This window comes from Pseudomonas sp. GM79 (assembly GCF_000282495.1).
GTDB lineage: Bacteria > Pseudomonadota > Gammaproteobacteria > Pseudomonadales > Pseudomonadaceae > Aquipseudomonas.
Map to the genome: position 1 here is coordinate 96,189 of NZ_AKJE01000108.1, position 19,769 is coordinate 115,957.

General features: G+C 56.7%; 17 protein-coding genes and 1 pseudogene. 11 read left to right on the plus strand and 7 right to left on the minus strand.

The features are described from left to right. Nucleotides 1-705 precede the first annotated feature (705 nt). Nucleotides 706-1,419 carry a methyl-accepting chemotaxis protein gene (locus PMI36_RS32545; RefSeq protein WP_443216708.1) on the minus strand — a complete coding sequence of 238 codons (714 nt, stop codon included), beginning with the start codon at nt 1,417-1,419 and terminating at the stop codon, nt 706-708. A gap of 144 nt (nt 1,420-1,563) precedes the next feature. Beyond that, a pseudogene (locus PMI36_RS32550) lies at nt 1,564-2,754 on the minus strand (HAMP domain-containing protein); the annotation flags it as partial. Nucleotides 2,755-3,027: 273 nt separating this feature from the next. On the opposite strand from PMI36_RS32550, the gene PMI36_RS03960 reads away from it, so the two are divergent. Next, nucleotides 3,028-3,426 (plus strand): nuclear transport factor 2 family protein, encoded by a 399-nt coding sequence (locus PMI36_RS03960; RefSeq protein WP_008075365.1) that lies wholly within the window; start codon nt 3,028-3,030, stop codon nt 3,424-3,426. A gap of 69 nt (nt 3,427-3,495) precedes the next feature. Here the strand turns inward: PMI36_RS03960 and PMI36_RS03955 are convergent, their stop codons facing one another. After that, the gene (locus PMI36_RS03955) at nt 3,496-4,254 is read right to left on the minus strand and encodes an SDR family oxidoreductase (protein WP_008075366.1); all 759 of its coding nucleotides are present in this window, start codon (nt 4,252-4,254) and stop codon (nt 3,496-3,498) included. Between the two features lie 131 nt (nt 4,255-4,385). On the opposite strand from PMI36_RS03955, the gene PMI36_RS03950 reads away from it, so the two are divergent. Then, nucleotides 4,386-4,958, plus strand: a complete 573-nt coding sequence (locus tag PMI36_RS03950; protein ID WP_032830684.1) for a TetR/AcrR family transcriptional regulator — start codon at nt 4,386-4,388, stop codon at nt 4,956-4,958. A 478-nt stretch (nt 4,959-5,436) separates the two neighbouring features. On the opposite strand, the gene PMI36_RS03945 is transcribed toward PMI36_RS03950, so the two are convergent. The 4 genes from PMI36_RS03945 to PMI36_RS03930 all read right to left on the minus strand — a co-directional run bounded on the left by PMI36_RS03945 (nt 5,437) and on the right by PMI36_RS03930 (nt 10,332). Beyond that, nucleotides 5,437-6,684 carry an OprD family porin gene (locus PMI36_RS03945; protein WP_008075368.1) on the minus strand — a complete coding sequence of 416 codons (1,248 nt, stop codon included), beginning with the start codon at nt 6,682-6,684 and terminating at the stop codon, nt 5,437-5,439. 214 nt (nt 6,685-6,898) lie between these two features. Next, nucleotides 6,899-7,828: a dihydrodipicolinate synthase family protein gene (locus PMI36_RS03940; protein WP_008075369.1), complete on the minus strand. Its 930-nt coding sequence runs from the start codon at nt 7,826-7,828 to the stop codon at nt 6,899-6,901. Between the two features lie 130 nt (nt 7,829-7,958). Beyond that, nucleotides 7,959-9,350 (minus strand): MFS transporter, encoded by a 1,392-nt coding sequence (locus tag PMI36_RS03935; RefSeq protein WP_008075370.1) that lies wholly within the window; start codon nt 9,348-9,350, stop codon nt 7,959-7,961. A gap of 130 nt (nt 9,351-9,480) precedes the next feature. Beyond that, nucleotides 9,481-10,332 carry an IclR family transcriptional regulator gene (locus PMI36_RS03930; RefSeq protein ID WP_008075371.1) on the minus strand — a complete coding sequence of 284 codons (852 nt, stop codon included), beginning with the start codon at nt 10,330-10,332 and terminating at the stop codon, nt 9,481-9,483. 468 nt (nt 10,333-10,800) lie between these two features. On the opposite strand from PMI36_RS03930, the gene PMI36_RS03925 reads away from it, so the two are divergent. The 9 genes from PMI36_RS03925 to PMI36_RS03885 all read left to right on the plus strand — a co-directional run bounded on the left by PMI36_RS03925 (nt 10,801) and on the right by PMI36_RS03885 (nt 19,766). Then, nucleotides 10,801-11,712 carry a LysR family transcriptional regulator gene (locus PMI36_RS03925; protein ID WP_008075372.1) on the plus strand — a complete coding sequence of 304 codons (912 nt, stop codon included), beginning with the start codon at nt 10,801-10,803 and terminating at the stop codon, nt 11,710-11,712. A 186-nt stretch (nt 11,713-11,898) separates the two neighbouring features. Continuing rightward, the gene (locus PMI36_RS03920; protein WP_008075374.1) at nt 11,899-12,741 is read left to right on the plus strand and encodes a transporter substrate-binding domain-containing protein; all 843 of its coding nucleotides are present in this window, start codon (nt 11,899-11,901) and stop codon (nt 12,739-12,741) included. A gap of 52 nt (nt 12,742-12,793) precedes the next feature. Further along, the gene (locus PMI36_RS03915; protein WP_008075375.1) at nt 12,794-13,615 is read left to right on the plus strand and encodes an amino acid ABC transporter ATP-binding protein; all 822 of its coding nucleotides are present in this window, start codon (nt 12,794-12,796) and stop codon (nt 13,613-13,615) included. 11 nt (nt 13,616-13,626) lie between these two features. After that, nucleotides 13,627-14,298 carry an amino acid ABC transporter permease gene (locus tag PMI36_RS03910; RefSeq protein WP_008075377.1) on the plus strand — a complete coding sequence of 224 codons (672 nt, stop codon included), beginning with the start codon at nt 13,627-13,629 and terminating at the stop codon, nt 14,296-14,298. Nucleotides 14,299-14,308: 10 nt separating this feature from the next. After that, nucleotides 14,309-14,974, plus strand: coding sequence for an amino acid ABC transporter permease (locus PMI36_RS03905; protein ID WP_008075379.1), 666 nt, complete (start codon nt 14,309-14,311; stop codon nt 14,972-14,974). 36 nt (nt 14,975-15,010) lie between these two features. Next, nucleotides 15,011-15,892, plus strand: a complete 882-nt coding sequence (locus tag PMI36_RS03900; protein WP_008075380.1) for a dihydrodipicolinate synthase family protein — start codon at nt 15,011-15,013, stop codon at nt 15,890-15,892. A gap of 57 nt (nt 15,893-15,949) precedes the next feature. Further along, complete coding sequence (locus tag PMI36_RS03895) at nt 15,950-16,993, plus strand: 4-hydroxyproline epimerase (RefSeq protein WP_008075382.1); 1,044 nt, start codon at nt 15,950-15,952, stop codon at nt 16,991-16,993. Further along, nucleotides 16,990-18,288, plus strand: a complete 1,299-nt coding sequence (locus tag PMI36_RS03890) for an NAD(P)/FAD-dependent oxidoreductase (RefSeq protein WP_008075383.1) — start codon at nt 16,990-16,992, stop codon at nt 18,286-18,288. Before PMI36_RS03895 ends, PMI36_RS03890 begins: the two co-directional genes overlap by 4 nt. Then, a complete protein-coding gene (locus PMI36_RS03885; protein WP_008075384.1) occupies nt 18,285-19,766 on the plus strand; it encodes an aldehyde dehydrogenase family protein in 1,482 nt (493 codons plus the stop codon). Before PMI36_RS03890 ends, PMI36_RS03885 begins: the two co-directional genes overlap by 4 nt. Nucleotides 19,767-19,769 lie beyond the last annotated feature (3 nt).

Below are 19,769 nucleotides of genomic sequence, written 5' to 3' on the forward strand. Positions count from 1 at the left end.
CAACCCGGTGAGCGGGGTGCGCCTGATGGCCTGGGATCAGTACCTCCATGGCGCAGCAATATACCCTTCTCATCTCAGCGCTTCGGCTGAAGGCGTCCACAATAATCTTCATCGAGCCAGTCGAGCAATCTGCTCCGCTTGCGAATCTTGTCGCGTGCCTCAACGGCATGTCGCCCCTCTGTCTGGAGTCAGGTACCAATGCCAGCATGTGTGTGGCTGATTGATTCAAAACACTGCAATTTGGATAGGCAACAGCTTTTGGATGGGGAGGAGGGTGCGACGATGACGGATCGGGCACAGATTGTTGAAAAAAGAAGGGGGCGCCCATGATCTGTCTAATTTGTGCAGGACCCGCCGAGCGCATTATGTGTGATGGTGATTGGGAGGAACGAGACTGTCCATCCTGTGGGCATTACCGGGTTTCTGATGCCCTCGTATTAACCTTGATGGAGCAGGGGCAGATTTTCGATGTGAGCAAAATGAGGGTTTGGCTTGCAGGCAAGCGCAGGGATGGCGGGATACCTTCCATTGAGATCCATGAAGCGCTGCTGATGCCATAAGCCAGCGCTTCCTGCTGTGTAGGCTTGTCACCAATGGATGAAAGTGCCGCCCCACAGAGCGCATGCCTAACCAGGGATCACCGACCTGGAAAATGCCCGTGAACTGTTCAACCAGGCGATAGGCTAGCGCTGTCGGTGAAGTTTTTCAGATGCGAAACGCGCTGATCAGTTGTTTGAGCTGGAGCACCTGCGATGAGAGTTGTCGACTGGCATGTTCAGTCTGACAAGTACCTTCGGCGGTACGTTCGCCAGCACGGTTGATCTCCACGATGTTCTGATCGATATCATGGGCCACGGCCGTCTGCTGCTTTACTGCCGCGGCGATTTGCTGGTTCTGATCGACGATCATCCCCATCGCGCCAAGAATATTCTCCAGGGCCTGCTGGACTTTCTCCGACTGGCTGACTGTGCCGTTGGCCATCTGATGGCTGACGTTCATGGCCTTCACTGCCGCGCCCACACCACCCTGAATCCTGGAAATCATCTGCTCGATTTCTTCCGTGGACTGCCGAGTACGCTTGGCCAGTGTTCGCACCTCATCAGCCACTACAGCGAAACCACGACCCTGCTCACCCGCGCGGGCGGCCTCGATCGCCGCATTCAGCGCCAGTAGATTGGTTTGCTCGGCAATATTCTTGATCACCTCGAGCACAAGGCTGATGGACTGGCTATCGCTGGCCAGTTGATTGATCACCAATACTGACTGATCTATCTCGCAGGCCAGCTGGGCAATACTGCCTTGCTGGGACTGCACCAGCCCGCGTCCACTGACCGTTTCTTCATTGACACTGTGGGCGCTGCTGACCGCTGCGCCAGCGCTACGCGCCACTTCCTGTGCGGTGGCTGCCATCTGGTTCATGGCCGTGGCAACTTGCTCGATCTGGCGGCGCTGCCCGGCGACGGCCTGATTGCTCACCGCGGAAATTGACTCCACTTGTGCCGCTTGCTGCTCGACTTCGATGACTGTCTTGCTGACCAGCTCGATCAGGTCATGAATCTTCGCCACTGTGCCATTGAATACCTGCCCCAATTCCCCCAGTTCATCATGGCTCTGGGCGGTGAAACTCACGGTCATGTCCCCGGCTGCGACCTGGTTCATCACTTCACCCAATCTTTTCAGGGTGGTGCGCGTCGAGACATAGAATCCACCATAGAGGTAGACGATCAGCAGGAATACGCTGACCAGGGCGGCGACCAGTAGCAGCATATGCAGACGATTCTGCTCCAGGCGTTGCTGCAGCTCCTGGTCGAGGAAGGCCAGGGTTGCATCATTCAGTTGGTAGGTTTTCTCCATCAAACCTGTGACTTGGTCATAAAACGCTTGCCATGGTGTATCCAGAGTGTCGGCCATGACCACCTGTTTTTCGAACAATCCAGTGCTCTGCTTGAGTGTCGCCTGGCTGCCGCTGGCCAGTTGATTCAGGGCGTCACGGGCGGACTTGCTAGCCCCCAAAGCATCCTGCAATCTCAAATCATATTCGCCTTGTAGCTTCTCTAGTTGCTGGAGCAGTTCATCGAAACGGCTGCTGGCTGACGAAAGGAGAAAGCCCTGACCTAAAGAGGAGGCCCCCATCGCCCGGCCTTTGCCGATGGTCTGAGTGATAAGTGGCGTAGCACTGGTAATCAAATCACTCATCTGGCGCACTTCGCTCTTGCTGTCTTGGTTGAGCCTGGCCTGGCTGGCGATGATCTTGCTCAATATCTGCGCACTACCGAGCAGCTTTTCGATCTGCGTACTTCTACTCAGCAAGGACTTATCGACCTGCTGCGCCTGAAACGCCGCAACCATTTCGTCGCGTTTGCCATTAAAGGTGGCGATTTGCTCCGGATCGACGCTGACCGCCGTCAGGCCTTGCAGGTGATTCAAAATGGTCTGTTCGAGGCTACTGATTTTCGATTCAATATCACCGGCCTTGCCCAACTGCCCCAGATTTGCATTGATTTCGACCAGATTGCCCAGGGTTTCCAGGTCTCTGCGCAAGGTCAGGCTGGCACTCAGCAGGTCGAGACTTTGCAGTTCAACACGAGTGCTCAGGAACTCAGCGTAAGAATCGCGGACCAGGTAAAAACTGATCACCAGCATGGGTACGAAAAACAGAATACTGATCAGGCTGAACTTCATACCAAAGCTCAGGCGATTCATCAGCTCGATGGCCGGATACAGCAGGCGCTTCACAAGACGTCTCCCTTTCATTTTTATTTTTATGAGCTGTCGTCAGACAGGGCGTATCAGCATTTTTCTGTCTGCTGAAATTCCTGTTAAATTTATATACCAGTTAATTTGATCTGGTCAATAATCTTCGATAGGGTTTGGCGTAAGGCAGGTCTGTAATATTGGCTTTTTTGGCAGAGGGTCGATCGTCGGTTAGTAACCAAGAGACCCTTTAATACTGATATCAGTATCAATAAATTCAGAACCGCTCATCTCAACGTTTACCAGCCCATCATTCACCACGGAAAATCATCTATGAAGCCGTCCATCAGTGACATCGTTGAAGTCAACCAGCTTTTATCCCTTTGGGGTCACCTCGTTGACAGGCGCGCATGGCACCGTTTTGATGAGGTGCTTACCGACGATGCGCTCTATGACTGCAGCATCTTCGGATATACACCTGTTTCGGGTATTGACGCGATTCGAGGGATGTTTGATCAGGAAGGCCATGCTCGGGCGCATCACACGACCAATGTGTATGTGCAAGATGGGCTAGGAGACGAACTCATCGCGGAGTCCAAAGGTCTGGGGCTGCTGGCTAATGGGGCAGTCGCAAGCGTTACCTTCCTGGACCAGCTTCGGCCAACCCTGGCGGGTTGGCGTCTAGCGAGTCGCGTGCTGAAAATCGAACCTGTGTCCGGTTCAGATGACTGATTCGGTCATTGCGGATTGCGACAGGAAGTCGCCCCATCACCACTGACGGGGCGCTGCTGTTCCAGCTACTCAGCCGTGGGTCGGTTTTACAGTGCTAAGCATGCTCAGGACATTGTCGTACGTGCCATTGGCCTCTGCGTAGCGCACGAACCTGGCGCGCTCTACGATAATCTCGTGCGCCCCCGGGTCGGCATGCAGGAGAGTCATGGTTTCGGAGAGGAAGTCCTCCAGCGGCATGGACTGTTCATCGTCCTGCTGGCCAAACAAAGTCGTTCGCACACCCGGCGGCGCTACTTCGATTACCCTGACAGACGCGTCGACGAGTTGGACGCGCAGGCTCTCGGTGAAAGAGTGGATCGCAGCCTTGGTTGCGTTGTAGGTGGGGGTGGCCGGTAGCGGGACGAACGCCAGCGCAGACGTGACGTTCATGATGACTGCGTCGGCTTTGCCCACCAGTTGCGGCAAGAAGGCATACACCATCCGAATCGTGCCGAGCAGGTTTATGGTGACTGTATCTTCGGCAATCTGCTGGCAGCTGGGGTCACGGAGGTTTTCCCCCAGCATGATGCCCGCGTTGTTTACCAAGACGTTCAGTTCAGGGTAGTTGGCAGCCACCGTTTCGCTCGCATGGGTGATTGAAGCGGGGTCTGCTACATCGAGTACGATCGCTTCGATGCCCGGGTGATCGGTCGTAATTTGGTCGAGCAGCTCTTCACGTCGGCCGGCGACGATTACCTTATTGCCCGCCTCATGAAAGCGCAGCGCCAAGCCAAGCCCTATGCCTGAGGTACCGCCGGTGATCAGGATCGTGTTGCCTGTGGTCTTCATGAAATGATTTCCTGTGCATTGTGGTTACAATAACCAAAAGCGGACAGATATCCGTTTTACCGAAGCCTAGCGGACAGCTGTCCGTTTCGCAAGAGCATCCCGTTTGGGAAGGAGGACGAGTGCCGCAGCAGATGGACACACCGTTGCGTTCGGACGCGCTACAGAATCGTGAACGTATCTTGAAAGTGGCGATCACCGAGTTGACGCGTTCGGCGGACGTACCGCTGAGCGCAATCGCTAAGAAGGCGGGTGTCGGGCAGGCTACCTTTTACCGCAACTTCCCCAACCGAGAGGCCTTGATAATGGAGGTCTACCGCTACGAGATGGAGCAGGTCGCTGATCTCGCAGCCCACTTGCTCCAGACCTGTCCGCCGGACCAGGCCCTGCGGGAGTGGATGGATCGCCTTGCCCAATACGCCTTGACCAAGGCTGGCCTGGCGGATGCAATCCGTCAGGCCGCCAGCGCACGAGACTGCCCAGGGAAATCGGGTTATGCCCCGGTGGCCGCTGCGGCCCAACTCCTGCTCGGCGTTAACGAGGAGGCCGGTACCATTCGCCCGGGAGTTACCACGGACGACTTCTTTCTGGCCATCGCCGGCATTTGGCAGATCGATTCCGGTGGAGACTGGCAACCACGCCTCACCCGGCTCATGGACCTCGTCATGGACGGATTGCGCGCGGGCGCACCCGCACGCGTTCCCTAGCTTGGCCAAGAGGGGCTTGCTCCGCCTGGATCCAGATGGGTGTTGGCCGAACGATTACGCAAGAAGAGAAAACGAATAGGAGGTATCGATTGCCAGCCCCATACTAAAGTCCGGCCAACTTACTGGGTATTTGAGTTCGATTGTTGGCTTTGTTTTGACGAAGCCTTTCTACCTAAAACGTACCAGGGCCAGGCGTTGGCTCCGGCTACCACAGCCAATAGTATCCAACCTTCCAAGAGCTTTTCATTGGTGTTTAAACTTCCGTGTACTTCGATAATTTCGCATGCTTCGTATAGTTTCAAAATTATTTACTCCTGACAAATGGATAGGTGATTTTCACTTGTATTACTAAGTGCTAATGGTAGAAAGAGCTGCCCTGTTTCTTGGCAGTATTCTGATTTAAATAAGCCACGGTTATTTTCGGGTGTTGCGCCGCAGGCCAATAAGGAACGGATATATTGTTCGCATCTCTTTCGGTTTACAAAATATTGATAGGGTACGTGAGGATCACACGATTCTCATCGTAATCAGAGTTGTTGAAGTCACGACGCACGCTTGCATTGCGCCAGCGTACGGCCAGGTTCTTGGCGGGGCCACTCTGGATTACATAACCAAGTTCCGTTTCGCGAACCCATTCAGAGCCGTTATCGATCTTTTGCAGCCTGACATCCTCACCACGAACGTAACGGGTCATCAACGAAAGCCCCGGCAGTCCGTATCCTGCAAAGTTTAGGTCGTAGCGCAATTGCCAAGACTTTTCCCTGGGGTTGTCGAACGCATGGTTAAATGTATTGTTCGCCAGGTAGATGCCCCCCGTACCGGAAATCCGCATCCATCCGGTGTCACCGCTGACTTGTTGAAGACCAATACTGAAAGTGTGCTCATACACCCCTAAACCAATCATCAGCGAAGCCGTGCGGTTATCCAGTCGTCCCGCTTTGGCGCTGCCATCATCCTTGCCCCAAAAATAGCCGATGTTTGTATTTAGTGTGGCCGATGTCGATAGCTGCCAGCGTTGGTTAAGTCCAACGTATTGCTGTTGATAGATGTCTTCGAGTTGTCCTGACCAAAGGCGAATCGTGGTGTTCTTGGACTCAGAGCGATAATCCCCTCCCAGATAGTTGAAAGCGTCACTGTGGGCGCTGCCGAAGGCCAAGTCCTCCATGGAGGAGTCGTTACGCAAGCTGCTTTTGTTGAGTTGGCCTGCATAGAGCGTCCAATGTTTTATATCTTGTGAGGATAATTGAGCGCCTTCGAAGGTTTGCGGCAATGCGCGGAAGTCGTCGGCGGTCACGATCGGCAGATTTGGCATCCATTCGCCGACCTTCAGTTCCGTTGCGCCAAGTCGCGCCTTGAGCGCTACCCCGAGCCGGCCGAAATTGTCTGCCGGTTCTCCATCTCTATCCTTGGGTAGCAATAATGCGCCGTAACGGCCGGCACCACCGTCCAGTTTCACGGCGTATTTGCCAAGCACGTCGACTCCGACGCCAATAGTGCCGGAGGTAAAGCCAGAGCGAAGATCGAAGATGAAGCTTTGCGTCCATTCTCGGGCCTTATCCTGCGGATAGTTCGGCGCTGTGAAAGTGCGTTCAAAAAAGAAGTTTCTGAGTGTCAGGTTTGCAGTGCTGTCTTCGACTAAACCCTGAGCAAAGCTGCTCGGTTGCAACAGCATGGTTGACACGAGGAGTGCGCCCGTTACATGTAATGCTTTTGAATTCAAGACCATGATTTTCCCCTGTTGTTTTTATTGAAGGGCACAAGCGATCTGCAATTCCCTTGGGAGACAATTCTGCGAATTGCTCGTCTGGGGGAACTGATCGACTATTGGGTCAGGTATCTCAATGGGTACGAGCGTAGAGACAGGGCTTCGCAGTAGCGGAGCCCTATTTTGATATGAGCGTCCGGACGGGAGACACTAAAGTGCCGCGCCGTCCGTTGGATCAGATCAGGCCGGCGGAGCGCAGTGCATCGGCGATTTCGCGGTCAGCACCTTCTGCGAGCGGCAGCAGCGGCGAACGGACAGTTGCGTGATCCAGGATGCCGCGAGCAACCAAGCCATGCTTCAGTGCCACGGTGCCTTCCATGTGGGAACCGCGGTGGTAGACGTTGCGTGTCACCGGCAGCAGTTTGTCGTGGATGGCGCGAGCAGCTGGGTAATCCTTACGTTTGCCTGCAGCGATCAGCTCGATCAGCGGTTCTGGGGTCAGACCGCCGTAGCCAACCAGGGCACCATCCACATCGAACATGGTGTGCAGCAGGTATTCGTCGTGGCAGGTGAGGATCTGCAGGTCCGGTACTTCCTTGCGGATTACCGGAATCTCTGTGTCCCAGCGACGCATGTTGCGCACGCCATTCTTCATTGCGAACACGCCCGGCTGTTTGGCGATTTCCAGTTGGGTTTCCAGGTCATAAGTGGCCTTGGTGACATCCGGGTACTGGAACAGGATCAGCGGCAAGCCGCTGTGCTCGTAGATCGCACGGTAGCGATCCTGCGCTGCGCCTTTCTGGTAGCCAAAGCGCAACCAACCGTGAGACGGATAAACCAAGCCTGCTGCAGCACCATTATCTACGGCGCGCTTGGCCTCCTCGGCAGCCACTTGAGTACCTTCTCCGGTAATGCCAGCGATCACGGGAAGACGGCCCTCGCACGACTCGTTGAAGGCTCGGATGACTTGGGCCTGTTCCGCCTGGGTCAGGAATGTTCCTTCCCCCGCATGGCCGAGAACCACCAGGCCTTTGACTCCGTCGAAGCTGCCCAGCCAGGACCCCAGTTTTTGGATCGCGTCGTAATCGACCTTGCCATCGCGAGTAAACGGGGTGACAGGAGCCGGTACCAGGCCTTTGAGATCGATCGTATTATTAGTGCTCATTTTATTTCCTCTGTTTACAAAGTTTCCGCAGCTAACGCGTGCAGTGGCGCAAAAAACACTAATGAGTATTTTTTGAGGTTAATTGGGAGGATCAGACTTGCAGTTTTTATGGCGCGACAAGTGTCCGTAGTTACGGAGACAGTTCTTCTAGAATTCGACCTTTTGTTTCAATCGCAAACAACGCTGTAATACATCCGGTAACTACCAGTACTGCCGCAAATACACCGAATACGTAATGCACCCCGGCACCGGATACCGCAAGTCCTACCACGAGCGGCCCGGCGGCCGATCCAAGACGCAGCCACGCGCTTCCCAGTCCTGTGCCAAGGGCCCGCAGGCGAGTGGGATAGAGTTCGGCTGAGTACAGGTAAAGAGAGAAGGTGACTGTTTGCACCAAGGCATACCCCAAGCCCGCCAGCATCAGGATCTGTAATGGGGTGGTCGCCCCGGTAAGCGCGAGGCAGGACAATGGAACAGCCGCCAGAAACAACGCTCCGATATACCAGCGGCGTCGGCCGATCTTGTCGATCAGGAGTGCACAGATGACGGCCGCGACAACGCCACCGGCCGATGTAATGAAGCCATAGGCGAGACTGGTGTCCAGAGACAGGTTGAAGTGTTGACGATAGAGGGTTGGCAGCCAGGTGATCAAGCCGTTGGCTACCATGTAGGCGCCGAACCACATGGACCAGATGACCATTGACCGCTTGAAGTACATGCCTCGGAACAGTTCTCGCCAGCCCTGAGTGCTCTTTTGCGCCTGAATTTGTGGAACCTCGACGGGGGGCGCCAGTTTCTTTCCAGTCTTAAGTGCGCTGTTTTCCAGGCGAGTAACGATACGATCAGCCTCATCGAGCCTGCCTTTGGAGGCCAGCCAGCGTGGTGACTCAAACAGAAAGAACCGTAGCGGAATCAACAGTGTCGCGGGCACCAACCCTACCGCGAACATCGCTTTCCAGCCGTAGATTGGGACTAGCAGATAGCCGATTATTCCCGCGCCTACTAGTCCGAGCAGGAACATCACCTCATAAAGCAGGAAGAATCTACCGCGCTTCTTCGAACTGATGAGTTCGTTCACATAAGCACTGGCTACCGGTACTTCACCCCCCGTGCCGATACCCTGGAGGAAACGGAATGCCATCATGGCAGCCGCCCCCGATGCGAAAAGGCAAGCAATGTCCATCGCAACAAACAAGAGAATGGTGAAGGTAAGTACCTTCATCCGTCCGATACGTTCAGCTAACCAGCCGAAAAACACCGCTCCAAACAGTTGGCCTATGTAGCCGGACGAAAGAAGCATGCCGATCTGTGTGGGGGTAAGATTCCATTCTTTTGCGAGCACTGGCATCGCATAAGCAATTGCAATAACCGTGTAACCGTCAAAGAAGGTGGCCGCACCAATAATATTTCTTGCCCAGAACACTTGTTTGGTCATGGGTAAGCGTTCAAGCCTTGCACTTATATTGGCTTGGCTTTTGACACCCTCAATTAAGGGTTCTGTTTCTATATTCTGCATCAACATAGCACTTCCTTTCTTATTTTCAGATTGTAGAGGCGTGCGGGTGCTAGCATTCTGTGTGGGCACAATGCTGGAGGTTTTTTACAGCTTTAGCGGGCTTAAATGTAAACCCGTTTTATCTCGTGATAAGAATCTAGAAGTACGAGCCGATACTGCCGTTGGCTTCGAGCGCTTTTCCGATATCCTTGGCTGCTTCCAGTGTGGAGTTCAATGCGCGGCATCGTAGTTCATCCGCAGTACATCTGACCGAAGGTGCCGCGATGCTGATTGCACCCACCGGATACCCGTCAATATCCAGTACGGGTACCGCAAGAATTCTTAAGCCATCGGTGAACAGGGATTCGGTTAGAACGAAACCGTCCTCACGAATCTGCACAAGCAAGTCCTGAAGGGCTGGCTCAGTGGCGTGGGGTTTAATAATGAATGGTGTTGTGGGCGTCAGCATCTGGACTTTCTGTACCTGTTGTTCCGGCAAGAAGGCCAGTATTGACTGCCCGATAGCGGTCTGAGTTGCGGGTACTGTGGTACCGATACGGATATCCACGCCTAGTCGAGTGATACCCGCCCGCACCCGTTCTAGATACAGCACATCTGCACCTTGTAATACGGCAAAGCTCGCAGCTTCGTTGGTTTCACTGACCAAGCTGCGAAGAATTGGCCGCACGATGCTACGTAGGTCCGTACGAGCGATGGCGTGGAAACCAAGGTCGAGCACCTTGAGTGTCAGTGCGAAGCGACGACTTTCCGGGATTCTTGAAACATATCCCAGATCGACCAACGTATTGAGCATACGGAAGGTGGTACCTGGGTCGAGCTCAGCGGCCATGGCTATCTGGCTTAAGGTTTGTTCATCATTTTCAGAAGTGAAGGCTTCCAGCACCCGGAACCCCTTTGCAAGGGACTGAACAGTACTGCGTGCCTTTTTGTCATCAGTGTTCGACGTGGATTCGGTACTGGCAGTGTTTTGTTCAAGTGTCTTTATCATTTTTTCGCCTTTTTTGTTTTTTCGGATTGCGAAATTATTTTCTTTCAAATAGAATATTATTTTTGGGCTTTGTTGTCCTATATCTATTTGCTGATTTTTAGTTTTTTTTATTCCATTTTTGAATATATGAATACGCAAAAACGCCGCTCATTTGAGCGGCGTTTTTTTTGTACGTAGTTTATTGGGCTTCGCTGAGGGGAGATCAAAATCGCCTACGGACATCATTCAGCTCACCTCTACAGCCTTAAACTGGATCGAACATCTGCCCCAATCCGCTCGAACCGTCTCTATTGCGAGTGCTCGGGTCAGTTGCCACGCGAACATCTCGCCAAGGCCGTTTTGTGGACGTTGGCAGAGGTTTGTTCACGGCCGGCCTCCTGAGAATATTTCCGTTGTGGAGCTTGTAGCCAATCTAATTGGTGAGTTAAATCTTTAAGTTATTACGTTAACTTTCGGAAAAACTCACCCATGAGCAAGAAGAGCCCCCTGACCCAGGTCAGCGATTTTGATTTGCGCCTACTTCGATTGTTTAAAACGGTGGTGCAATGTGGCAGTTTTTCCGCCGCTGAAAGCACACTCGGCATCAGCCGCTCGGCGATCAGTCTGCACATGAGCGACCTGGAAAAACGTTTAGGCATGCGGCTATGCCAGCGAGGGCGCGCCGGGTTCGCGCTGACCGATGAGGGCCGGGAGGTTCTGCGTTCCAGTGAAGCGGTGCTGGTAGCGATCGAGGGATTTCGCAGCGAGGTCAATCAGTTGCACAGCCAACTGCGCGGCGATCTGAATATCGGCGTCATGAACAACCTGGTGACACAGCCGAAAATGCGCATCACACGCGCCCTGAAATCACTGCGTGGCCAAGGGGATGGCGTCACGATCAACCTGAGCATGAGCACCCCCGGGGAGATTGAGCGAGGCCTGTTGGACGGGCGCCTGCATGTCGGGGCAATCCCGTTGATTACGCCACTCTCGGGACTGGAGTACAGCTTGCTCTACGAGGAGCGTTCGAATCTTTATTGCAGCTGGGAGCATCCGTTGTTTGGTCGCACGCAGGAGGTGACCAACGATGATCTGCGGCATGTCGATGCGGTTGTCCCGAGTTACCGAATGACCGCTGAGGCGATCGGTCTTCATCACCTGCTGGAATGTTCGGCGACCGCCACGGACCGCGAAGGCATCGCTTTTCTGATCCTCACGGGCAGCTACATCGGTTTTCTTCCCGACCACTTCGCCGCTGGCTGGGTCGAGAAGGGGTTGATGAAACCCCTTGCGCCACAGCGCCTGTATTTCGATGCACCACTGGCCGTGGTCACCTCGAAAAGCCGTCGACCAAGCCTGATTCTCGACCACTTCCTCGAAGCCATTCAGCAAACTCTTTAGTTTTCCCCCTCCCCAAAGCGGTCGTCCGACCGCTCGGTCATTTTCCTCATGAATTTTTTCGACGCGTGTTGACAGTTCGATTCATTCAAATCTATCTTGCATACAGCGCTGCACACATGATGGCGCACAGTGATGTTGAATTTGTACCTTCCTGCCTACAAGAACGAAATCATCGGAGAGGTCAAAATGGCTCGGTTCCTTCCTCGCACCATCCGCAACATGCTCGTTTGTGCATCCGCTATTGGCGCGTTGCTCACCCAGGTCCCAGCCCAGGCGGCTGATGTTTCACTCTGGAAAGACATTCAAAAAGCAGGCGTCTTGCGCTGTGGCGCGGCCGTTGCCGCGCCCTACGTCATGCGTGATGCACGCTCCGGTGAATACAGCGGCTACTTCGTGGACCTGTGTCGCGACTTTGGCGAGAGGGTGCTGAAGGTCAAAGTCGAGTTCGTCGACACCAACTGGGACAACCTCGTGGCCGGGCTGCAAGGTGGCAAGTGGGACATGGCCATGGCGCTGAACCAGACACCTGAACGCGCGCTGGCGGTGAGTTTTTCGGTGCCTGCGACGGACTACCAGGTGTCGTTGCTGATCAACAAGGACAACCCGAAACTGGCAAACGCCGGCAATACCCTCGTCGATTTCGACAAGCCTGAAGTGACCTTCGCGGTCATGTCCGGCACCGCCCAGGACAAGGCCATTTCGGCGGTTATCAAGCAAGGCAAGATCATGCGCTTGCCGGGCATGGACGAGGTGCGCCTGGCGGTGATGTCCAAGCGTGCCGACGTCTTGGTCGATGCCAGTGACACCAACCACCTGTTTGCCGTGGCTAACCCGGGCTGGTCGAAGGAAGTGCTGCCCAAACCCGCACTGGCCAAGCAGGGCGTGGCGTTCGGCGTGCGCCGCGACATTAGCGCCGCCGACTTGCAGACGCTGAACATCTATCTCTCCCAGCGTCGCGAGACCGGTGAGATCGACGCCTTGGTCGACAAGGCTTCGCAACTGGCCAACGCCGAGAAAACTCCTCAGTAAACCCCGCCGATGCCGAGCGCGCAGCGGGCTGCGCGCTCTCGGAGAATGTTCGATGAAAACTTCCACTCTGGCGGCGGTGCCGTCACGGCCTCTGCCTGCCTGCGAAACGAAGGGCGCCGGGTTCATCCAGCTGCGCGACGTCTATAAGTCCTACGGCGAAAACCTGGTGGTGATGGACCACCTCGATCTGGATATGCGCGCCGATGATCGCCTGGTCATCATCGGTCCCAGCGGTAGCGGCAAGAGCTCTTTGCTGCGGGTCATGATGGGGCTCGAGAGCATTCAGGGCGGGACCATCCGCTTCCAGGACAAACCCTATATCGATGGCAACGCCAGGGGCAAAGGCAAGCCCATGGATTGCTCGCTGCAAACCCAGGTGGGCATGGTGTTTCAGCACTACACCTTGTTTCCGCACCTGTCGGTTCTGGGCAATCTGATCCTGGCGCCGATGAAAGTGCATGGCCTGTCCAGGGCACAGGCGACTGACAAGGCCCGGGCATTGCTGGCTCGGCTGGGCCTGGAGAGCAAGCTCAACGTTTACCCCAGCCAGTTATCCGGCGGCCAGAAACAGCGGGTGGCGATTGCCCGGGCGTTGATGCTGGAGCCCAAGTTGATGCTGTTCGATGAGGTCACCTCGGCGCTCGATCCGGAAATGGTCATCGAGGTGCAGAACGTCATGCTGCAACTGGCCGAGCAGAAGATGGCGATGATCATCGTCACCCACGATATGCATTTCGCCCGGCATATCGCCACCCGCGTGGTGTTTTGCGCCAACGGCAAAGTGGTAGAGCAAGGCCATCCCGATCAGTTGTTCACTCAGCCCAAGGAACCCCGCACTCGCGAGTTCCTGGAAAAAGTGCTGCACCTGGACTGAGGAGCGCGACCATGAATTATCAATTCGACTTCAGCTTTCTCAACGGCAACTTCGGCCTGTTGTGGGACGGCCTGAAAGTCACCCTGCAACTGGCACTGGTGTCGAACATCGTCGGTCTAGTGTTGGGTTTTGGCCTGTGCCTGCTGACCTTGAGTCGCTGGTTTTTTCTGCGCTGGCCGGCGCAGTTGTTTATCGAGTTCTTTCGTTGCACGCCGGTGCTGCTGCAAATCGTCTGGTTTTTCTACTGCGTGCCGATGCTGTTCGACGTGTTCATCGACCCGATCACCATGGGCGTTCTGGCCCTCGGTTTGAACCTGACGGCGTTCAATGCCGAGGCCTATCGGGCCGGCGTGCAGGCGGTACCGCGTGAGCACCTGGACGCCTGCGTTGCATTGGGCCTGCGCCCGTGGCAGCGCACGCTCTACGTGATTCTTCCGCAAGCGTTGCGCAGTGCCATCCCGGTGTTGATGACCAACGGCATTTCGATCCTTCAGCAAAGCGCGCTGGTGGCAATCGTGGCCGTGGGCGACCTGATGTACGTCGGCAAAAGCATTGCCACCGAAGCCTACCGCCCGCTGGAGACCTATTCGCTGATCGCGCTCATTTACTTCGCCCTGTCGCTGCCCATCGCTCAGTTCGTTCAGTGGCTTGAACGACGTCAGGACGCTGCGCTCGCGCGCTGAGGAGACTGTCATGAATCTCGATTTCACCGTGGTGTTCTCTTATTGGCAAGCCTTGCTGCAGGGGTTGGCGCTGACGCTGGCGTTCACTGTCGGCTGCGCCATCCTGGGCAGTCTCTGCGGGTTTTTCCTGAGCCTGTTGCGCGCGTCCCGCAGTCGCTGGTTGAGCGTGCCGGCGGGGTTCTATGTGGAGCTGTTTCGCGGTACGCCGCTGTTGATCCAGCTGTTCTGGGTGTTTTTCTGCTTTCCGGTGGTGTTCGGCATCGATGTGCCGCCCTACATCTCGGTGTTGCTGGCGCTGACGCTGTACATGACCGCCATCACCAGCGAGACCTTTCGCGGCGCACTCAAATCCATCCCCGGCGAACAACACGATGCGTGCGTCGCGTTGGGCTTGGCGTCCTGGAATAAAACCCTCTTCGTGGTGTTTCCCCAGGCGTTGCTGCGGGGTATTCCGCCGCTGCTTTCCAACGTGGTTTCGCTGTTCAAGGAGAGCGCGCTGATTTCTTCGGTGGGCATCGCCGACCTGATGTTCGTCGGCCAGAACATCTCCAACAGCACGGCCCGTCCGGTCGAGTTCCTCTCGGCGGTGGCGGTCATCTATTTCCTCGTGGCGTTCCCGTTGACCCGTCTGGTCGGAGTGATCGAGACGCGGATGCTGCGACGTTATGCGTACTAACCCCAACCCGTCATTCAACAACGTGGAGTGTCTTCAATGACCCAACTCAAAGGCATCCTGCCTGCTCTGGTCACGCCTTTCGACAAGGCCGGCAAAGTCGATTTCGACATGCTCAGCAACATCATCGAGTTTCAACTCAAGGCCGGCGTCAAAGGCTTCGTGCCGCTGGGTTCCACCGGTGAGTACTACGCCCTGACCAACGAAGAGCGGCGGCAGATTCTGGCCACGGTGCGCGAAGTGGTCGGTGATCGCGGCGTGTTGATTGCCGGTGCCAATGGTTCCTGCACCCGTGAGGTTATCGAGCAGGTCAAGCAGACCCGTGATGCGGGCTACACCAATCTGCTGATCGCGCCGCCGTATTACGCACTGCCTTCACAGGACGAGCTGATCGGTCACTATCAGGCGATTCTCGATGCCGCGCCGGATATCAATGTGGTGTTGTACAACTACCCGGTACGCACCAACGTTGAAGTCGGCTTCGGCGTGCTGGATGCCTTCAAGGACAACGAGCGCGTCATCGGCATCAAGGAAAGCAGCGGCAACCTGCTGCGTGCCATCGAAATCGGCGGCACCTACAAAGACAACTATCAGTTGTCCTGCGGTTCCGATGACCAGGCACTGGACTTCTTCCTGTGGGGCGCGACCAGCTGGATCTGCGGCCCGGCCAACTGCCTGACGCAACAGGTCTGCGATTTCTACACCAAATATTCCAGCGGTGATCTGGCCGGTGCCCAGGCCATCGTGCGCTCGCTGTTCCCGGTGTTGGCGGACATGGAATCCGGCAAGTTCATTCAGAAGGTCAAGTACGGATGTGAGCTGGCGGGCTTCCAGGCCGGCAACGCACGGATGCCACTGCAACCGCTGACCAACGAAGAGAAAGCCAGCTTCCGCGAGGCTTTCGAACTGGCTCAGGTTTAAGCGCCTGCCGCATCGGCCGCCACGCCCGGCCGATGCGGCTCTACGGAGTGAGATGAGATGACCCGACACGTATTCAATTGCATTGAAGGCCATACCGAAGGCATGCCCGTGCGCATGGTGATCGCCGGAGGCCCAGTACTGAAGGGCGCGACCATGAGCGATCGGCGTGAACACTTCATGATCGAGTTCGACTGGATCCGCCGCACCTTGATGTTCGAGCCCCGAGGGCATGCGCACATGTCGGGCACGATCTTCTATCCGCCGATGCGCGCCGACAGCGACTTCAGCCTGCTGTTCATCGAGACCTCGGGCTGCCTGCCGATGTGCGGGCACGCGACCTTGGGCTCCATCAGTTTTGCGCTGGAGGCCGGCCTGATCGAGCCGAAAGTCCCCGGCACCGTGGTGGTGGATGTACCGGCGGGGCAGGTTCACGCCACTTACACCCGTGTGGGCGAGAAGGTCACCTCGGTGTGTTTCACCAACGTCCCGTCATTCTTGTTGCACCGTGACCTGACCATCGACTTCCCGCCGCTGGGCGAGTTGAAGGTCGATATTGCCTATGGCGGTAATTTTTATCCGATTATCGACGTGCAGCCCAACTATCCGGGCTGTGAGCATTTCAGCCCGCAACAGCTGTTGGAATGGGGGCGGCAGATTCAGGACCTGGTCAATCAATCCATGGACGTGGTCCATCCGCAAAACCCGGCGATCAGAGGCGTCAACCATTGCATGTGGACAGGCGCGCCGCTGTCAGCAGAGTCCCAGGGGCGGGCTGTGGTGATTGCCGGCGCAAGCCTCATCGACCGCTCCCCGTGTGGCACCGGCAGCTCGGCCCGGGTCGCGCAGCGATTTGCGCGTGGCTGGCTGGCCGACGGTGCGGCCTATCGTCATGAAAGCCTGATCGGCAGTTTTTTCGTCGGTCGTGTGGCGCAACAGCTTCAATTGGACAATGGCACGCCGGCGATTCGCCCCAGCATTGAAGGCCGGGCGTGGATCACCGGGCGCGCGGAGTTTATTGTCGACGATACCCAACCCTGGTGGGACGGCTTCAGTCTGGAAGATTTTGCCGCTCCAGCCTCAGCGAAAGAGACTTCCCTATGACACCTCTGCAGTCCGCAGCTCTTGCCCCCGACCTGCGTGAAAAGGCCCTCGTGGTCGGCGGAGGCATTGTGGGCGTCTGTTGTGCCCTGTATCTGCAACGGGACGGTTATGCGGTGACCCTGATCGACCCGGCAGCGGCGGGTGACAGCACCGCCAAGTGGAGTTGCGGACAGATGGCGGTCAGCGAGGTCATTCCGCTGTCCAAGCCCGGGATCCTGAAGAAGATCCCCGGCTGGCTGCTTGATCAGAAAGGACCCTTGGCGCTAAGGCCCGGCGCATTGCCCGGCATCTTGCCGTGGTTCCTGCGATTCCTGGCGTGCGCCCGGCACTCGAAAATCGTCGAGATTTCCGAGGCCATGGCGACCCTCACGCACCACGTCTACGAGGACTATGCGCCTTTGCTCGACGCTTGCCCGGACAAGTCCTTGATGGGCGAACGGCCGATCATCGAGTTGTTTGATACGCCGTCAGGGCTGGATCACGAACGTCCGCATCTTGAGTTGCGCAAAGCGTTGGGCTTCAAGTCCGAGGTGCTTGATCGTGCGGCGATCGCGGATCTGGAGCCTTCACTGGCCGGCAAGTTCAGCCACGGCCTGCTGTTTCCGGACTGGCACGCGGTCAGCGACACCAAAGGCTTTATTGCGGCGCTGACACAGAGCTTTATCGAACAGGGCGGCGTGCGTGTCCGCGCCCAGGTCAAACAGCTCGATGAAGTGGCCGATCGCGCCAGTGGCGTCACGCTCACCAACGGTGAACGCCACGCCGCCGACCATGTAGTGATTGCGGCCGGCACCGGTTCGCGACAGTTCTTTGAGCAAATCGGTGCGCAGATTCCGCTGGCCGGGATCGCCGGTTATCAAGTGCTGTTGCCCACTCCAGAGGTGGAGATCCGCCACTCGGTGATCTACGCCGACGGCGGGTTCTGCTTCAGCCCGATGACCCGAGGCTTGCAGATCGGCGGCACCATCGAATTCGCCAGCCCGAATGCCGAGCCGAACTTCAAACGCGCCGACATCATTCTTGAGAAAGCCCGAAAAATCCTGCCGCAGTTGCGGCTGGACAACGTCGAGTACGGCGTCGGCTATCGCCCGTTCCTGCCTGACACCAAACCCGTCATTGACCGCAGCGCCCGCCTGACGAATGTGTTTATGGCGTTCGGCCACGGCCAACTCGGCCTGACATTGGGCGCCACGACCGGGCGACTCATTACCGATATGGTTGCTGGACGCATACCGGCCCAGAACCTGAGCCCTTTTAGCGCCAAGCGCTTTGCCCTATTTGGAGACCACGCATGAAATCCTATGATCAGCTCTACATCGACGGCCAGTGGGTTCGACCGAAGAAGGGCGGCACGTTTGAAACCGTCGACCCCAGCAATGAGTCGGTCATCACCCGGGTCGCAGCGGCCACGGCAGACGATGTCGACCTGGCGGTAAACGCCGCTCGCCGAGCCTTTGACGAAGGTCCATGGCCGCAGATGGCCGGCGCCGAACGTGCAACGATTCTGCGGGCGATCGCCAATGGCATCCGCGTGCGTCAGAACGAGCTGGCCGAACTTGAAGTGCGGGATAACGGCAAGCCGTTGCCCGAAGCCCTGTGGGACATTGGTGATACGGCGGGCTGTTTCGACTTTTACGCCGACCTGGCCGACGGCCTCGATGCTCAGCGCGAGCAAAGCATTGCGCTCGCGGATGAACGCTTTACCTCGATAGCGCGCAAAGAACCGATGGGTGTCGCCGGGGCCATCATTCCGTGGAATTTCCCGATGCTGATGGCCGCATGGAAAGTCGCACCGGCCCTGGCCGCCGGTTGCTGCATGGTGCTCAAACCGTCGGAGTTGACACCGCTGACCGCGCTGGAACTGGCGGACATTGCCCATCAGGCCGGCTTGCCTGCCGGTGTGCTGAATGTCGTGACCGGCCTGGGTGTGGAGGCCGGCGCGCCACTGAGCGAGCATCCGGGGATCGACAAACTGGCCTTTACCGGCAGCGTCCCGACCGGCACGCGGATCATGCAAGCCGCCGCCCGGGAAATCAAAAACCTCAGCCTGGAGTTGGGCGGCAAATCGCCGTTCATCATCTTCGATGACAGCGATATCGACGCGGCGGTCGAATGGATCATGTTCGGGATTTTCTGGAACCAGGGTGAGGTGTGTTCGGCCACTTCGAGGGTGCTGGTTCAGCGCGACTTGTATGAGCCATTGCTCAAGCGCCTGGTGCAACAGACCCAAAGCCTGAGCATCGGCAACGGGATGGACGAAGGTGTATTGCTCGGCCCATTGGTCAGTCGTGGCCAGTACGACAAGGTCCTGCAAGCCATCGCCCGGGGCCAGGAGGAAGGCGCGACCTTGCTCACCGGCGGGACGCGCCCGGCGAATTGCGAGAAGGGCTACTTCCTGACCCCGGCGATCTTTGCCGATGTGCCGGAAGACAGCTGGATCTGGACCGAGGAAATCTTCGGGCCGGTGGTGTGCGTGCGTCCTTTCGACGACGAAGCCGACGCCTTGCGCAGCGCCAACGACTCGCGCTTCGGCCTCGCCGCTGCGGTCATGTCAAAGGATCTTGTGCGTGCCGAGCGCGTCGCCCGACGACTGCGCGCGGGTATCGTCTGGATCAATTGCTCGCAACCGACCTTCACCGAAGCCCCGTGGGGCGGCTACAAACAAAGCGGTATCGGCCGTGAGCTGGGGGAGTGGGGGTTGAACAACTACCTGGAAACCAAGCAGATCACCCGCTATGACAGCGAGCAGCCATGGGGCTGGTACATCAAGTAAAGG

Bases quoted from the DNA above. Each gene is read 5' to 3' on its own strand.
- PMI36_RS03925 (WP_008075372.1), top strand. From the start codon at position 10,801: ATGAGCAAGAAGAGCCCCCTGACCCAGGTCAGCGATTTTGATTTGCGC.
- PMI36_RS03940 (WP_008075369.1), bottom strand. From the start codon at position 7,828: ATGAGCACTAATAATACGATCGATCTCAAAGGCCTGGTACCGGCTCCT.
- PMI36_RS32545 (WP_443216708.1), bottom strand. From the start codon at position 1,419: ATGAACCAGATGGCAGCCACCGCACAGGAAGTGGCGCGTAGCGCTGGC.
- PMI36_RS03905 (WP_008075379.1), top strand. From the start codon at position 14,309: ATGAATCTCGATTTCACCGTGGTGTTCTCTTATTGGCAAGCCTTGCTG.
- PMI36_RS03945 (WP_008075368.1), bottom strand. From the start codon at position 6,684: ATGGTCTTGAATTCAAAAGCATTACATGTAACGGGCGCACTCCTCGTG.
- PMI36_RS03900 (WP_008075380.1), top strand. From the start codon at position 15,011: ATGACCCAACTCAAAGGCATCCTGCCTGCTCTGGTCACGCCTTTCGAC.
- PMI36_RS03950 (WP_032830684.1), top strand. From the start codon at position 4,386: ATGGACACACCGTTGCGTTCGGACGCGCTACAGAATCGTGAACGTATC.
- PMI36_RS03895 (WP_008075382.1), top strand. From the start codon at position 15,950: ATGACCCGACACGTATTCAATTGCATTGAAGGCCATACCGAAGGCATG.
- PMI36_RS03960 (WP_008075365.1), top strand. From the start codon at position 3,028: ATGAAGCCGTCCATCAGTGACATCGTTGAAGTCAACCAGCTTTTATCC.
- PMI36_RS03920 (WP_008075374.1), top strand. From the start codon at position 11,899: ATGGCTCGGTTCCTTCCTCGCACCATCCGCAACATGCTCGTTTGTGCA.
- PMI36_RS03885 (WP_008075384.1), top strand. From the start codon at position 18,285: ATGAAATCCTATGATCAGCTCTACATCGACGGCCAGTGGGTTCGACCG.
- PMI36_RS03915 (WP_008075375.1), top strand. From the start codon at position 12,794: ATGAAAACTTCCACTCTGGCGGCGGTGCCGTCACGGCCTCTGCCTGCC.
- PMI36_RS03890 (WP_008075383.1), top strand. From the start codon at position 16,990: ATGACACCTCTGCAGTCCGCAGCTCTTGCCCCCGACCTGCGTGAAAAG.
- PMI36_RS03935 (WP_008075370.1), bottom strand. From the start codon at position 9,350: ATGTTGATGCAGAATATAGAAACAGAACCCTTAATTGAGGGTGTCAAA.
- PMI36_RS03930 (WP_008075371.1), bottom strand. From the start codon at position 10,332: ATGATAAAGACACTTGAACAAAACACTGCCAGTACCGAATCCACGTCG.
- PMI36_RS03955 (WP_008075366.1), bottom strand. From the start codon at position 4,254: ATGAAGACCACAGGCAACACGATCCTGATCACCGGCGGTACCTCAGGC.
- PMI36_RS03910 (WP_008075377.1), top strand. From the start codon at position 13,627: ATGAATTATCAATTCGACTTCAGCTTTCTCAACGGCAACTTCGGCCTG.